13 protein-coding genes are annotated in these 14,738 nt (G+C 67.3%); 6 read left to right on the top strand and 7 right to left on the bottom strand.

Features of this window, described 5'->3' with window-relative positions; translation table 11 throughout:
* Window positions 1-3 precede the first annotated feature (3 nt).
* The 5 genes from C1877_RS03360 to C1877_RS03340 form a co-directional block, all read right to left on the bottom strand.
* On the bottom strand, window positions 4-1,074 hold the full coding sequence (locus C1877_RS03360) for an ABC transporter ATP-binding protein (RefSeq protein WP_114568373.1): 1,071 nt from the start codon (window positions 1,072-1,074) through the stop codon (window positions 4-6).
* Window positions 1,071-2,198, bottom strand: coding sequence for an ABC transporter ATP-binding protein (locus tag C1877_RS03355; RefSeq protein ID WP_015540228.1), 1,128 nt, complete (start codon window positions 2,196-2,198; stop codon window positions 1,071-1,073). The genes C1877_RS03360 and C1877_RS03355 overlap by 4 nt, the downstream gene beginning before the upstream one ends.
* A gap of 4 nt (window positions 2,199-2,202) precedes the next feature.
* Window positions 2,203-3,132 (bottom strand): nickel transporter permease, encoded by a 930-nt coding sequence (gene nikC / locus C1877_RS03350; RefSeq protein ID WP_154249212.1) that lies wholly within the window; start codon window positions 3,130-3,132, stop codon window positions 2,203-2,205.
* A 5-nt stretch (window positions 3,133-3,137) separates the two neighbouring features.
* A complete protein-coding gene (locus C1877_RS03345; RefSeq protein WP_015540227.1) occupies window positions 3,138-4,157 on the bottom strand; it encodes an ABC transporter permease in 1,020 nt (339 codons plus the stop codon).
* A gap of 232 nt (window positions 4,158-4,389) precedes the next feature.
* The gene (locus C1877_RS03340) at window positions 4,390-6,021 is read right to left on the bottom strand and encodes an ABC transporter substrate-binding protein (protein ID WP_114568372.1); all 1,632 of its coding nucleotides are present in this window, start codon (window positions 6,019-6,021) and stop codon (window positions 4,390-4,392) included.
* A 642-nt stretch (window positions 6,022-6,663) separates the two neighbouring features.
* On the opposite strand from C1877_RS03340, the gene C1877_RS03335 reads away from it, so the two are divergent.
* The 6 genes from C1877_RS03335 (at window position 6,664) to C1877_RS15985 (ending at window position 12,991) form a co-directional block, all read left to right on the top strand.
* Complete coding sequence (locus C1877_RS03335; protein WP_015540225.1) at window positions 6,664-8,049, top strand: TrpB-like pyridoxal phosphate-dependent enzyme; 1,386 nt, start codon at window positions 6,664-6,666, stop codon at window positions 8,047-8,049.
* A 596-nt stretch (window positions 8,050-8,645) separates the two neighbouring features.
* The gene (locus C1877_RS03330) at window positions 8,646-9,335 is read left to right on the top strand and encodes an ABC transporter ATP-binding protein (protein WP_114568371.1); all 690 of its coding nucleotides are present in this window, start codon (window positions 8,646-8,648) and stop codon (window positions 9,333-9,335) included.
* Window positions 9,332-10,126, top strand: coding sequence for an ABC transporter permease (locus C1877_RS03325; RefSeq protein WP_041239674.1), 795 nt, complete (start codon window positions 9,332-9,334; stop codon window positions 10,124-10,126). Before C1877_RS03330 ends, C1877_RS03325 begins: the two co-directional genes overlap by 4 nt.
* 40 nt (window positions 10,127-10,166) lie before the next feature.
* Window positions 10,167-10,532 carry an SURF2 Surfeit locus protein 2 gene (locus C1877_RS03320; protein ID WP_114568370.1) on the top strand — a complete coding sequence of 122 codons (366 nt, stop codon included), beginning with the start codon at window positions 10,167-10,169 and terminating at the stop codon, window positions 10,530-10,532.
* Between the two features lie 32 nt (window positions 10,533-10,564).
* Window positions 10,565-11,752, top strand: coding sequence for a histone-lysine N-methyltransferase (locus C1877_RS03315; RefSeq protein WP_114568369.1), 1,188 nt, complete (start codon window positions 10,565-10,567; stop codon window positions 11,750-11,752).
* 825 nt (window positions 11,753-12,577) lie between these two features.
* Window positions 12,578-12,991 carry a transposase gene (locus C1877_RS15985; protein WP_114568368.1) on the top strand — a complete coding sequence of 138 codons (414 nt, stop codon included), beginning with the start codon at window positions 12,578-12,580 and terminating at the stop codon, window positions 12,989-12,991.
* A gap of 211 nt (window positions 12,992-13,202) precedes the next feature.
* Here the strand turns inward: C1877_RS15985 and C1877_RS03305 are convergent, their stop codons facing one another.
* The gene (locus C1877_RS03305; protein WP_114568367.1) at window positions 13,203-14,024 is read right to left on the bottom strand and encodes an arylamine N-acetyltransferase family protein; all 822 of its coding nucleotides are present in this window, start codon (window positions 14,022-14,024) and stop codon (window positions 13,203-13,205) included.
* A gap of 186 nt (window positions 14,025-14,210) precedes the next feature.
* A complete protein-coding gene (locus C1877_RS03300; protein ID WP_015540222.1) occupies window positions 14,211-14,624 on the bottom strand; it encodes a DUF454 family protein in 414 nt (137 codons plus the stop codon).
* Between the last annotated feature and the right edge of the window lie 114 nt (window positions 14,625-14,738).

Raw genomic sequence — 14,738 nt, 5'->3', positions numbered from 1 at the left:
TGACTAGTCGATGACCGCCGTTCCCGGGCCGCCCTCGTCGTAGCGATGGCAGGCGCACTGGTGGTTCGGCTTCACCTCGACCAGAGGCGGCATGACCTCGTCGCAGCCCTCCACCTTCGCGAAGCAGCGGCCGGCGAAGCGGCAGCCGGGGGGCGGGTCGATGGGGCTCGGCACGTCGCCTTCCAGGATGATGCGGTCGCGCTTCGTGGCCGGGTCGACCGACGGGATGGCCGACAGCAGCGCCTGCGTGTAGGGCGACAGCGGGTCGGCGTAGAGCGACTTCTTGGGAGCGATCTCCATCATCTTGCCAAGGTACATGACGCCCACGCGGTCGGACACGTGCTTCACCACGTTCAGTCCGTGGGCGATGAACAGGTACGTGAGGCCGAACTGCTCCTTGAGCTCGTCCAGCAGGTTCAGCACCTGCGCCTGGATGGACACGTCGAGCGCCGACACCGGCTCGTCGCACACGATGAGCTTCGGGTTCACGGCGAGTGCCCGCGCGATGCCCACGCGCTGGCGCTGGCCGCCCGAGAACTCGTGGGGGTAGCGGTTGCGCATGTAGTTCGCCAGGCCCACGCACTCCAGAAGCTCGTTCACGCGGTCCTCCACCTTGTCCTTCGGCAGGATGTTGTTGGTGAGGATGGGCTCGGCGATGATGTCGCCGATGCGCATGCGCGGGTTGAGCGATGCGTAGGGATCCTGGAAGATCAGCTGGATGTCCTTGCAGTACGCCTTGCGCTCCGCGGGCTTCATGGCCGTGAGGTCGTGCCCGTCGAAGACGATCTTGCCAGACGTGGGCTTCAGCAGGTTCACCAGCATCTTGCCCACGGTGGTCTTGCCGCAGCCCGACTCGCCCACGAGGCCGAACGCCTCGCCGCGGCGGATCTGGAAGCTCACGTCGTCCACGGCCTGCACGTGCGAGGTGGCCTTGCCGAAGAAGTTCGTCTCGGCGGCGAAGCGCTTCGTGAGGTGCTGGACGTCCAGCAGGATATCCTGACTCGGCGCGGACGTGCCGTCCGCGCCCGCTTGCGACTGGGCGGCAGCGGCGCCCTTTCCGTTGCTCTCGCTCATCGGCCCGCCTCCTCGCTCTTCTCAAGTTCCTCTAGCTCTGCCTCGCGGATCTCCTCGCCGGCCAGCAGCGCCTCGGCCGTCTCCACGTTGCGCGCCGCCTCGGCATCGGCGTGCGCCTCGGCCTCGCCCTCGGCGATGGCGGCCGCGCTCTTCGCCTCGCCGTCCGCGTTCTCGTACAAGAAGCAGCGCACCTTGTGGCCGTCGATATCCACCAGGTTGGGGATCTTCTCGCGGCAGATGTCCATGCAGGAGTCGCACCGGTCGGAGAAGTGGCAGCCCGGCGGCATCTCCAGCGGGTTCGGCACCATGCCCTTGATCATGTACAGGCGCTTCGAGTCGTCGTCCTCCAGGCGGGGGATGGACTTCAAGAGGCCCAGCGTGTAGGGATGCATCGGGTGGTCGAACAGCGTGCGCACCTCGGCCTCCTCCACCACCTGGCCGCAGTACATGACCACCACGCGGTCGGCCGTCTCGGACACCACGCCCAGGTCGTGCGTGATCAAGAGTACCGCCATGCCCGTATCGTCGCGCAGGCGGCGCAGCAAATCCAGGATCTGCGCCTGGATGGTCACGTCGAGGGCCGTGGTGGGCTCGTCGGCGATCAGGAGCTTCGGGTTGCACGACAGCGCCATGGCTATCATGACGCGCTGGCGCATGCCGCCCGACATCTGGTGCGGGTAGTCGTCGATGCGCTTCTCGGGGCTCGGGATGCCCACTTTGCGCAGCATGTCGATGGCGCGCTCGCGCGCCTCCTTCTTCGACACGTTCTCGTGCGTGCGGATGGCCTCCACGATCTGCTTGCCCACGCGGTACACCGGGTTGAGCGACGTCATGGGCTCCTGGAAGATCATGGCCATGTCGTTGCCGCGCAGCGCGCGGTAGTCGCGCTCGGACAGGTGCACGAGGTCCTTGCCCTCGAACTCCATGGAGCCGCCGGCCACGTGGCCCGGCTCGGCCAGAAGGCCCATGACCGAGAGGCTGGTCACGGACTTGCCGGAACCCGACTCGCCCACGATGGCCAGGATCTCGCCGGCATCCACGTCGAAGCTCACGTCCTCGACGGCCTTGACGATGCCCTTCTTGACGGGGAACTCCGTGGAGAGGTTCTTCACCGATAACAGCATGCGATCACCTCTTCCTTGCTTTGGGGTCCAGGCCGTCGCGGATGCCGTCGCCCAGCAGGTTGAACGCCAGCACGGTCAGCGTGATGGCCATGCCGGGGAAGATCATGAGCCACGGCGCGCGGAACAGCTCGTTGCGGCCGCGTCCCAGCATGTCGCCCCACTCGGCCGCCGGAGGCTGCACGCCCAGGCCCAAAAAGCCGAGCGCCGCCGCGTCCAGGATGGCGGTGGAGATGCCGAGGGTGGCGCGCACGATGATGGACGGCAGCACGTTCGGCAGCACGTGGCGGAAGATGATGGCGGCGTTGGAGTCGCCCACCACGCGCGCCGCGGCCACGTAGTCGTTCTCCTTGATGGAGAGGATCTCCGAGCGCACGATACGCGCGTACTCGGGGATGGACACCAAGCCGATGGCCACGACCGCCTTCTCGATGCCGGGCCCGAGGGCCGCCATGATGGCGATGGCCAGCAGGATGGAGGGGATGGCCAGCATCATGTCCATGATGCGCATGATGACGGTGTCCGCCTTGCCGCCCTTGTAGCCGGCGATGGAGCCCAGGAGCACGCCCACGGTGAGCGAGATGGCCACGGCGGCCAGGCCCACGGTCAGCGTGATCTGCGTTCCCACGAGCACGCGGCAGAAGATGTCGCGTCCCTGGATGTCGGTGCCGAACCAGTGCTGCGCCGAGGGCCCGAGCAAGGACTCGCTCAGGTTCTGCGCGTACGGGTCGTAGGGAAGCACGCTCGGCACGAACTTCGTGACCAGCGCGATGACGATGAGCAGCAGGATGAAGATCCCGCTCACCAGCGACGCCTTGTTCGACACGATGCCGGCGAACACGTCCTTCCAGATGCTCTCGCGCTTCTCCTTGGCCGGCTCGCCGTTCACGACGATCTCGCCGGCGGGCTCGGTTGCGAGCTTCTGCTTCTTCGCCATCGATATCACCCCTCTTCCTTCGCGCCGTACTTGATGCGGGGGTCAAGGTAGGCGTACACGATATCGACGACAAGGTTCATGATCACGAAGATGACCGCCACCAGAAGCACGATGCCCTGGACGACGGGGAAGTCGCTCTTCAGCACGCAGTCGACGGCGAACTTGCCGATACCCGGCCAGGCGAACACCGTCTCGGTGAGCAGCGCGCCGCCCAAGAGGCTGCCGAACTGCAGGCCGATGACCGTGGAGATGGGCAGCATGGCGTTGCGCAACGCGTGCTTGATGTTCACGGTGCCCTTCTTCAGGCCCTTGGCGCGCGCGGTGCGGATATAGTCCGCGTTCAGCGTCTCGAGCATGCTCGAGCGCGTCATGCGCGTGATGATGGCCATGGAGTACAGCGACAGCGCCACCGTGGGCAGGATGAGGTGGACGAGCACGTCGCCGAGCGCCGTCCAGTCGCCGCGCATGATGGTGTCGAGTATGAAGAAGCCCGTCCCCCCGGTGGGTTGGAGCAGGGGCGTCACGCGCCCGCTCGACGGCAGCACGTGCAGGATGCCGGCGAACAGCAAAATGAGCAGGATGCCCGACCAGAAGATGGGCATGGACACGCCCACGAGGGCCACCACCATGCTCACGTTGTCGGCCAGCTTGTTCTTCTTGACCGCCGCCAAGACGCCGAGGGCCACGCCCAGGAGCGACGCCACGATGATGGCGCAGATGGCGAGCTCGGCCGTGGCGGGGAAGCGCGCGGCGATCTCGGCCGTGACCGGCTGGTGCGTGTAGTAGGACGTTCCGAGGTCGCCTTGCACGGCGCCCACGATGAAGTTGACGTACTGCATCCAGATGGGATCGTCCAACCCGTTGTCCGCGCGCCACGTCGCCATCGCCTCGGGGGTTGCGTGCTCGCCCAGAACCACCGGAGCCGGGTCCGGGGCCAACACGCGCGTGATGAGGAAGATGATGATCGTAACACCCAGCAAAACGGGAATCACCATAAGGATTCTCTTGAGGATGTACTTGAGCATAAAGCCCCTTTCTTACCTGCCCTGCTCCGTTATCCGAACGAATACAGGAACGAAGCCGAAGACCCGTGGCCCCCGGCTTCGGGCACGCCAAACCGTCCTTGGCGTGCAGATCATCAGATCGTTTACGACCGGATGACAGTGTAGCGCAAGTGCGGCCCGCACGCGACGAGAATACGACGTGCGGGCCGCACAGGGAAAACCCGGCGCCCTCGCGGGCGCCGGGGAACAGCCTTTACGCTTCCTTCGAGACGCCCTTGAAGAACACGACTCCCGTCGGATGGTAGTAGAAGTCCTTGACCTTCGGGCTGTAGCCCAGCAGGTTCTTGGAGTGGGAGATGAGCACCCACGGCTGCTTCTCGGCAACCATTTCCTCGCACTGCAGGTAGATGGCGTCGCGCGCGTCGCCATCGGGGGTCTTCAGGCCCTCGGCGATGAGCGCCTTGTACTCGTCGTCCTGGAAGTGGGCCACGTTCATGGACCAGTTCGTGTCGGCGAGCAGGTTCATGAAGTTGTCCGGGTCGCCGTTGTCGCCCGTCCAGCCGTAGAAGCAGATGTCGTACGGGTCCGTCTGCACCTTGGTCTTGTAGGTGGTCCAGTCGTACTGCGCGATGCTCAGCTCCACGCCCACGGCGGACAGGTAGCCCTGGATCATGTTGGCCAGGTCGCTGCCGCCCTTCTGGTTGTAGGGGCGGGCGGTGGTGTAGGTGATGCACTGCAGCGACGTGATGCCCTTGTCGGCCAGCGTCTTCTTGGCGGCCTCGGGGTCGTAGGCCGTCTGCTTGACGTCCTTGGCGTAGGGGGCCATCCAGGTGGGCATGACCGAGTTCGCCACAGTGGCGTACTCGCCGTAGATGGACTTCACCATCTCCTCGACGTTGATGGCCTGGGCCACGGCCTTGCGGACCTCCTGGTCCGTGCACTTGCCGGTCTCGGTGTTGAACGCCATGTAGTTGATGGTCATGCCGTCCTCGGAGAACAGCTCGAAGCCGTTGTCGACGATCTGGTCGGCCGACGCGGGGTCGACGCTCGAGATGATGTCGCACTCGCCGTTGATGAGCGAGGTCAGGCGCGTGTTGCCCTCGGCGATGATCTTGAACACGAGGTTCTTCGTCTTGGGAGCCTCGCCCCAGTAGTCCTCGTTGGCCACGAGGGTCACGGAAGCGCCCTTCGTCCAGTCGACGAACTTGTAGGGGCCGGTGCCCACCGGGTTGGTGATGGCTTGGCCGTCGGTGGCCGCCTCGATGGCGCTCGGCGCCACGATGGGGGAGGCCAGGGCCATGGCGAGGTTCTTCACGAACGGGGCGGAAGCCGCGCGCATCGTGATCTTCACGGTGTAGTCGTCAACGGCCTCGACGGTCTCCACGCCGTTGCCCGCCTCTTCCTCGCCGAACACGAACGACGCGTAGGGCATGTCGGAGTTGCGGTTGGGCTCGAGCTGGCGCTCGATGGACTTCTTCACGGCCTCGGCGTTGAAGTCGGTGCCGTCGTGGAACTTGATGCCCTCGTTGAGCTTGATGGTGTACACCAGGCCGTCGTCGGAGATCTCGGGCAGGTCCTTGGCCAGGCAGGGCGACACCTTCGCGTCGGTCTTGCCGTACTGGTACAGGCCCTCGTACATGTTGCAGGACACCACGGCGGACTCGCCGTCGTCGAAGTACGCCGGGTCGACCGCGCGCGGGTCGGCCGTCAGGCTGTACGTGATGGTGTCGGCCGCGCCGCCGCCGGCGGGAGCGTCTGCGCCCTCATCCTTCTTGGCGTCGTCGCCACCGCCGCAGCCTGCCATGCTGACAAGGCCGAAGCCCGCCGCCGACACGCCGAGCAGCTCCATGAACTGACGCCTGCTGAACGCACTCTTGCTTTCCATAGGGGTATGTCTCCTTCCCTCAAACCCCGCTTCCGCGGGGCCCTCCTTCGAGCTTTCAGCTCGCGCGCGGCACGTCGCATCCTGCGTCGACCGTCGCGTATCCGTATACTTTATTACAATAAAGCGTAAGGAAACGCAACAAAACCGCCCAAAACGCGATATTAATCTGCCGAGCGCACCAATCGGCCCCCGAAAGGCGGCGGGAGGGAGGCGGGCGGCGGCCCGCGCTGCCAGGCCCGGCGGCTTCCGCGGAGGCGCGCCTGCGGAGCCTGCTCTGCCAGCCTGCTCGCAGCCGGGCCGCAAGCGGGTCCGTGCGCCGGTTTGCGGCCATCTGAATTCGCCCCTTTCCAAAAGCGGGCCGGTCGTGCTATGCTGCGATCGGCCCGGAAACCAGTACGAGAGGATGATCTTGCCCGCAACCGCCCACACCGCAGCTTTCGCCGACAGCGTGCCTAGCACGTTGACCGTCGGCGCGTGGTGGTGGAAGAGAAGGCATTGATCCCGGGTCTCGCATAGGCTTCTGTTCCGCGCATACATACTTACAGAAGAGCCCTCGGAGATCCGGGGGCTCTTTTTGTTTGCGCGGACGGAGGATGTACCGCGGCGGGGACGCCGCACCGAACGAACGGAAAGGGAACCATCATGACCGAGAACGCGCCGCACCGCCTGTACCTGCGAGAAGACCAGATCCCGGCGCAGTGGTACAACCTGCGGGCCGACATGCCGGAGAAGCCCGAGCCCATCCGGCTGCCGAACGGCGCCGTGGCCACGCCCGAGGACCTTGCACCCGTGTTCTGCGACGAGCTCGTGCGCCAGGAGCTCGACGACGACACGGCCTACTTCGACATCCCCGAGCCCGTGCGGGAGATGTACCGCATCTACCGGCCCTCGCCCTTGTGCCGCGCGTACAACCTGGAGCGCGCGCTCGGCACGCCGGCGAAGATCTACTACAAGTTCGAGGGCAACAACACCTCGGGCTCCCACAAGCTGAACTCGGCCATCGCGCAGGCGTACTACGCCAAGGCCCAGGAGCTCACGGGCATCACCACCGAGACGGGCGCGGGGCAGTGGGGCACGGCGCTCGCCGAGGCGGCCGACCACTTCGGGCTCGACCTGGATGTGTTCATGGTGAAGTGCTCCTACGAGCAGAAGCCGTTCCGCCGCAACATCATGGAGACGTTCAAGGCCAACGTCACGCCCTCGCCGTCGGACACCACGGCTATCGGGCGCAAGATGCTGGCCGACCATCCGGACTCCACGGGGTCGCTCGGCACGGCCATCTCCGAGGCCGTGGAGCGCGCCCTGAACATTCCGGAGAACAAGGGGCGCTACACGCTGGGCTCGGTGCTCAACCAGGTGGTGCTGCACCAGTCGGTGATCGGGCTGGAGAGCTACGCCGCCTTCGAGGAGCTGGGCGCGTACCCCGACGTCGTGATCGGCTGCGCGGGCGGCGGGTCCAACCTGGGCGGCCTCATCGCGCCGTTCATGTGCGACAAGCTGCGCGGCGAGAAGCCCGACACGCGCTTTGTGGCCGTGGAGCCTGCGAGCTGCCCCTCGCTCACGCGCGGGCGGTTCGCCTACGACTTCGCCGACACGGGCCAGACCTGCCCGCTCGCCAAGATGTACACGCTCGGCAACGGCTTCCAGCCGAGCCCCGACCACGCGGGCGGCCTGCGCTACCACGGCATGAGCCCCATCGTGAGCAAGCTCAAGCACGACGGCTACCTGGAGGCCGTGGCCGTCAAGCAGACCGACGTGTTCGCCGCCGCCGTGGAGTTCGCGCGCCTGGAGACCATACTGCCGGCGCCGGAGAGCGCGCACGCCATCTTCCAGGCCATGGAGGAGGCGCGCCGCTGCGCCGAGACGGGGGAGGCCAAGACCATCCTCTTCGGCCTCACCGGCACGGGCTACTTCGACATGAAGGCCTACGATGCCTTCAACCGCGGCGAGATGGCCGACCACGAGCCCACCGACGAGGAGCTCGCGGCCGGCTTCGCCACCATCCCGCACATCGAGGGTTTACAGTAGGGAAGCGGCCTGCGGCCGGGGCCGGGGAGGGACATCTCCCCGCCTCCCGGCTGCCCGGCCGCGGCCGCTTGGCAACGGGCGCGATGCCGGTCGGAGGCGTCACGCCGTGCGAGCGCGCCGCCTGGGCTGGGAGCTTCGTCGCGCTACGCGGGAGCCCTGCGATGGTCGTTTCCGCATAGGCCGATGTTTTTGTCACGCTTTGTCACGCGAAACCGTCCTTCTTGCCAAAAAAGAGCCGGTTTGGCAATCCTCGGAAGCGTTTCGAGGCGCCTTTCGAAAGGACGCCTCGAGAAAGACCAGGTCGTCTTTTTGGGCGGCGCGTTGCCGATTGCCAAACCGGCTCTTTTTTGGCAGGAGGGGCCGGAATCGGCGGCAGGTCCCGGCCTTTCGGGCGCGCGAGGGCGGCCTGTGGTTCCGGCAGCGCACCCTGATGCGCCGCGAACGGGGATGCGCCCGCCGTGCAGCGGGTCCATCGGACGGGGCTTCGCTAGGCTTCACCCGCCCACCCCGCTGCGGCATGCCTGTTCGGGCGCTCGCCTGTTTCCCGGCCGGCAACCTTCTCGCCCCCTGAGGCGAAACGGTGCTACCATGGCCCCATGAGCCTTTTCCGCGTTGAGCATATCACCTTGTCCTATCGCCGCGGCGGCGAAGCCGTGCCGCTTCTGCGCGGCGCGTCGTTCGCGCTCGAGGCGGGCGCGATCTGCGACCTCGTGGGCCCCTCGGGTGCGGGGAAGTCGACGCTTTTGCGCGCATGCGCGCTCATGATGGCGCGCGACTCCGGCGAGCTCTACCTGGACGGGCGGCCCTCCTCGGGCTTCAAGCCCGCCGCGTGGCGCCGCCAGGTGTGCCTCGTGCCGCAGCAGGCGTCGCTCGTGGCGGGCACGGTGCGCGACAACCTGGTGCTTCCGTGGAGGCTCAAGGTGAACGCCGGCACGCAGCCTCCTGCCGACGACGAGCTCGCGCGCCTGCTGGATGCGGCCGAGCTTTCCGATGTGGGCCTTTCCCGCGACGTGTCGCAGCTTTCCGGCGGCCAGGCCGCGCGCGTGGCGTTGCTGCGCGCGTTCGCCACGCGTCCCCGCGTGCTGCTGCTCGACGAGGTGGACGCCGCCCTCGACGACGATTCCGCGCTTGCGGTGGGGCGCCTCACGCGCAGCCTCGTGGACGAGCGCACCGCCTGCCTGCGCATACGCCACCGCGCCTCGGACGGCTTCGCGTCCGGCACGTTCACGCTGGCGGACGGCGCGCTCTCCTTCGCGGCGACAGGTGGCGAGGGGGTGCGCCCGTGACCGACGGCGTGGTGGATATCGGCTATGTGGAGCTCTTCTCCGCGAGCGCCCTCATGCTCGTGGCGGGCCTCGTGTCGTGGAAGCTGGAGCTCGGGCAGACGCGGCGCATCGCCGTGTCGTCGGTGCGCTGCTTCGTGCAGCTCCTTGCCGCGGGCTTTCTGCTCACGTACCTGTTCGAGTTCCAAACGTGGTGGCTCGTGCTGCTCGTGCTGGCGGCCATGGTGATCGCCGCCACGCAGATCGCCACGTCGCGCGTGAAGAGCCGCATCCCCGGGCTGGTGCCGGCCGTGTTCGTCTCGCTCTTCGTGTCGTCCACCGCCATCGGGCTCATCGTGGTGGAAGGGGTCGTGCACGCCGAGCCGTGGTACAACGCGCGGCAGCTCGTGCCCATCGTGGGCATGATCATGGGCAACGCCATGGCGGCCGTTGCCGTGGCCATCGACCGGCTGTTCGCGGACATGGACGCCCGCGCGCCCGAGATGTTCTCTCTCGTGGCGCTGGGGGCGACGCCGCACGAGGCGGCGGCCCCCTCGCTCAAGGCCGCCATCGGGGCGGGCATGACGCCGGTGCTGGCCAACATGTCGGCTGCGGGCATCGTGACGTTCCCCGGCATGATGACCGGGCAGCTGCTCGCGGGGGCCGACCCGCTGGCCGCGGCGAAGTACCAGATCGTGGTCATGCTCATGCTCTCGGCCGCCAACACCATCGCCATCGTCATGGCAAGCTACCTCACCTACCGCAAGCGCTTCGCCCCCGATGGATATTATTTGGACAAGGGCCTGCGCGGATAGGCTGTACTTTATAATCGGCGGGACGCGAAAGGATTGCACCGTGGCCGACGAGAAGGCGTTTTCCCATATTACGGTTTCCACCGATGACGATGACGACGTCGTGATCCAGGCGGGGGCCCGCGCGGTTTCGCGCCCGGCGGCTCTCGAGCCCGCGCCGGAGCCCGATTGCGCGCCCGATTCCGAGGAGCCTGCGTCCGCAGGGGCCGTCGCGGACGAGGCCGCGCCCGGCAACCCGTCTGCCAGCCGTTCGGACGAGGAGGCGCGGTCCTTGGAGGACGACTCCCGCGAGCAGCGGCTCGAAGACCTTGCGGGAGCACCCATGCCCAAGGCCCAGAAGGCCGTGCTGGCCACGGCGCTGCTGCTCATCGTCGGGTTCGCCGCATACTATTACTTCTTCATGCGCTGATGCGCTCTCCTCGAAGGCAGGAAGGTCGAACGATGCCAAAACACGCTGCAAGCAAACCATCCGGGGCCCCGTCGGATCCCGATCGCATTCCCGATGCCGGCGGCTCTGCCGCAGACGATCGCGACGAGCGCATCAGCCTGACGGAGGCGTTCGCGCCCGTCGGCGCCGAGCCGGTGGCCGATGCGCCCGAGGCTCCTGCCGACGACCGCGACAACGCCATCGGCCTCACCCAGGCGTTCGCCCCGGTGGACGGCGCTCCGAGCGGCCCGGCCCATGCCGGCGGCTTCAGCTACAAGGGCGACACCGACGACGAGTACCCGGACGCCTTCGACAGCCTCGAGCCGCACGACGCGCCGTCGCTGCTGCTCGACGACGAGGCACCCCTGGAGCCCGAGCAGCCGAAGGGCCGCCACGGCAAGAAGGACAAGACGGACGTGCCCCCGCATATGCGCAAGTCGCGCCGCATGCGCCGCGTGCTCATCGTGGTGATCGTGCTGCTGGTGGTGCTTATAGGCGTTCTGGGCTACCTCACCTGGCGCCTCGTCACCGAGAGCCAGACGCTGGCCGCCCAGCAGACGCAGCAGCAGCAGGATGCGCAGGAGGTGACCGCCATCCAGCAGGAGGAGACGAAGGACGCCTCCACCGAGACCACGAAGAAGACCGAGGCGCCGAACCTCGTCGCCGTGCTGGGGCTCGGCCAGGACGAGGCCGTGGCCGCGCTCGCCCATGGCGCCCAGGTAACCGCCTCGAAGGACGTGAACGAGGAGGGCAATCCCATCAAGAAGGACGTGACGGTGGCCCTGACCGACGAGCCGGCCGACACGCGCACGGGCACGCCCACGGTGTACCTGGGCCTCAATGAGGAGGGCAAGGTCGTCCAGGCGGGCTACTCCGCCTCCACCGCCGCGCTCGGCTACGGCACGCTCAGCTTCGCCGATGCCGTCAAGAACGAGCACGTGGTGGAGAAGACGCTGCAGGAGGCCGGCATACCGGTGGCCGAGGGCGCGGCCGTGCTGCCCGAGGACAAGACGGCCTACTCCACCTACGACACCGACGGCACGACCCTCGTGAAGGAGAACTGCTCGTTCTCGGGCACGGTCGACCTGAACGGCGCGCCCCACGAGTGGTCCGCGGTGCTGTCCTACAACTACACCACCGCGAACATGACCGGCAACCTGGCCGACACCATCCGCATCATCTACGTGTACGTCAACGCCTAGGGAACCGCCGATTAATTATCGGATTCGGCTTTTTCGCAGGGCAGGCACCCCGGGCTTGCCGCTCGATCGCGGCGTTCCCCCGGCTCGGCAGCAGGCACGGGGCGCCCGCCCTGCGAAGCGCGCGCGGCAGGAGCGTCGATCGGCGGTTCCCCGGGTCCGCAACGGATCGCCGCGCATCCCGTGCACCACGGCGCCGTGCAAGCCGGCGATCGCGCGACGACGCCCGCCCGCATCGCCCTGTCTCTTCGGACACGGTAATGGAATCGAAGAAAATTTTCGATATATTACCGTAGCGGACGACGGGGGTTCCGAAATCCCCTTCCAAGGCGAGACAATCGCCCGAATCAACGCGAAAAGCCGGATATCGGGCGTCGGGCGAGAGCTTTCGGACGGGAGATCCCGGAGGTTCGGTAACATATCGGGAAAAAATTGCGAATCCATTACCGTAGCTCAATCTCTTACCCCATCTTGCAGGGCCGCATGCCCGCCGGCAGGGCATTGCCCGAACCTGGGGAACCGCCGACTGCCGGCGCTCGGAGCCCGCGCCGCACGCCGTCGCGGCGCGGGCGAAGCGAGGCGAAGCGGGCGGCAGAAGACGGCCGGAATGGCGATACCGCCAGATCGGGAGAGAGGCATTCCATGGAGCGCCGGACCGCCCTCGCAGATGCCCGGAGGCCTCCCGCAAGCGCTCGGCCGAGCGCGAGGAGCCCCTGCGCCAGACGGGCACGGCCATCCCCTGCTGCGCATGCGCCTCTTGCAGCCGCGGCCCAACCTCTCTGGCGAAGGCTCGGGAGACGCGGTCTGCGGCCCCCGAGCCTTCTTTGAATTCACGGGCGTGCCCCTCGGGCTCGGCGACCAGGTTCCCGACGCCGCCACGCCCTTGAAGATCCGCCGGGGGGCTCGATCGCGGATGCCGCGTTCGCCGAGGCGCCGAGCTCCGCAAGAAACGCGAAGGGCGGGAGAGATCCGGAGGCCCGCCAGGCCCGGAAGGGGCGGAACTGGCACTCCGGCTACCAGGCCCCTGTCGGCGTGGACGCCGGAAGCGGCCCGGTGCACACGGTCGGGGCTACCGCCGCCAACGTCAACGACGTCGTCATCGCCTGCGCCCTCGTGCGGGAGGACGGCCCGTTTTGCCACGCCGGCTCGGGATACACGGGCACGGGCGACTCGCCCCGGGTTGCCAGCGGCCTCGCCGGCATAGGGCGGAACATGCCCGAAAACGCCCTAGCGGGCACGTAGGGGGAGCCCATGGGAGGGAGAAGGCGTCCCTAAGCGGCCCTCCCGGCGCCGCTTAGGGCGAAAACCGAATGCGGAAAGCGATCAGACCGGTACGAGCACCATTGACCAGCGGTTCCCTAGGGGTTCCGGCGGCCTTCCGGCCGCCGGAACCTGCCGACGCTGCGGCCGGCCGTGGTGCCCGATCTTGCCGTGATCCCGTATTCGCGCCTTCTCACGCCCCGTGCGGTCGGAAGCCGAAGTACTGCTCGCAGGCGTCGGCGAAGGCTGCCTCGTCGGGCAGGGGAATGCGCTCCTTCTTGCCGTCTTTGCGCACGGTAAGCACGTCGTCCCAGATGGCAAAGTAGCCGTTCGGCGTGCGCAGGTTCGCAATGCGGTGGTCGTGGAATTCCGTTCCCGGACGGGAGCAGGCAAGGTTGAGCGCGTCGAAGTCCTTGTCCGAGACGGTTGCCAGGCACAGCTCCAGCTCGGTCTGCATGCGAGAGGGCCCCTCGATGCCGTAGAGATCCTTCTTCGCCCCGGTCACGCGGTCGACGGCCCACCAGTACGCGTCGATGCGGCGCGCGGTGAACGACTCGCCGCGGATGATCTGCTCCTGCCCGTCCACGAGCGAGAGCGAGGCCGAGGGCAGCGGCCCGCCGAAGCCCACGTCCACGAGGACCTCTTCGCCGTCCAGCTCCACGAGCACGGCGCGGTGGTTGATGGGGTCTTTCACCTTGGCCCCGCATACGGCGCGGCACAGGCACGGGCGCACCTGGTAGCCCAGGCTTGCCAGCAGCGCCTCGAACAAGGTGTTCAACTCGAAGCAGTAGCCGCCGCGGCGCTGCGTGACCAGCTTGTCGAACACATGGGCCGGCTCCAGGTCGGGCGGCTCGGTGCAGCGGTACATGTCGATGGTCTCGAACGGGATGGAGCACTGGTGCGCGTAGACGAGGTCGTCGAGCGCCTCCCGCGTGGGACGTTCGGGCCGCTCGAGCCCGAGGCGTGCAAGGTAGGCGCGCGTCTCTTGCGCGCCGAGGACGAATTCGCTTTCCATAGATCTCCCCTGTTCGGTCTACGGTGCCCGGGCTTCCCCTGCGCCCGAGGCGTCACGTGCCAATAATAGCGCAAAACGCACGGAAAGTGGGCTGGGTCCTCTATCCTGTTCGGAGAGGCTGTCTGCAGGGCGGATGGGGACAGAACAGCAGGGTGGGTGGGGCGGAGGGCAGCCGGGCCGGCCGGCCTACTCGGCCTCGTCGGCCTTGCGGGCGGCGCGCACGTTCTCGAGCGAGATGGTGGGGATGCGCACGAGCATGAGGTACAGCAGGAACAGGGCCACGCAGCCCAGGACGATCCAGACGAAGGGCTTGCGCACGAAGAAGGCGCTGGCGCCCATGAGCACGAATGACACGGTGAGGATGCGCACCTTCGTGGCGGCGGGGATGCCGCCGGCCTCCTTGAACGCGGCCACGTAGGTGCGGTACACCTTCGTGGAGACGATCCACGCATGGCAGCGCGGCGAGGACCGCGCGAACAGGAACGTGGCCAGCAGGAGCAGCGGGGTGGTGGGCAGCACGGGCACGAACACGCCGATGCAGCCCATGATGCAAGCAATCCAGGCTCCGGCGAGCATGAGCAGGCGGGGCAGGCGATTCATGGAAGTCCTTCCGTAGCGGTGGGCGGACGGTGCTCCTCGGCGGCGTTTCGCCGTTGGCAGCAGTATACCGAATGTCGCGCCCCCGGGGCGAAAGGCGCGGGGTTTTCCCGACGG

This window comes from Gordonibacter pamelaeae (assembly GCF_003340385.1).
Lineage (GTDB): Bacteria > Actinomycetota > Coriobacteriia > Coriobacteriales > Eggerthellaceae > Gordonibacter > Gordonibacter pamelaeae.
Note: the sequence above shows the minus strand (reverse complement) of the source record. Positions and strands in the feature narration are given on the sequence as shown.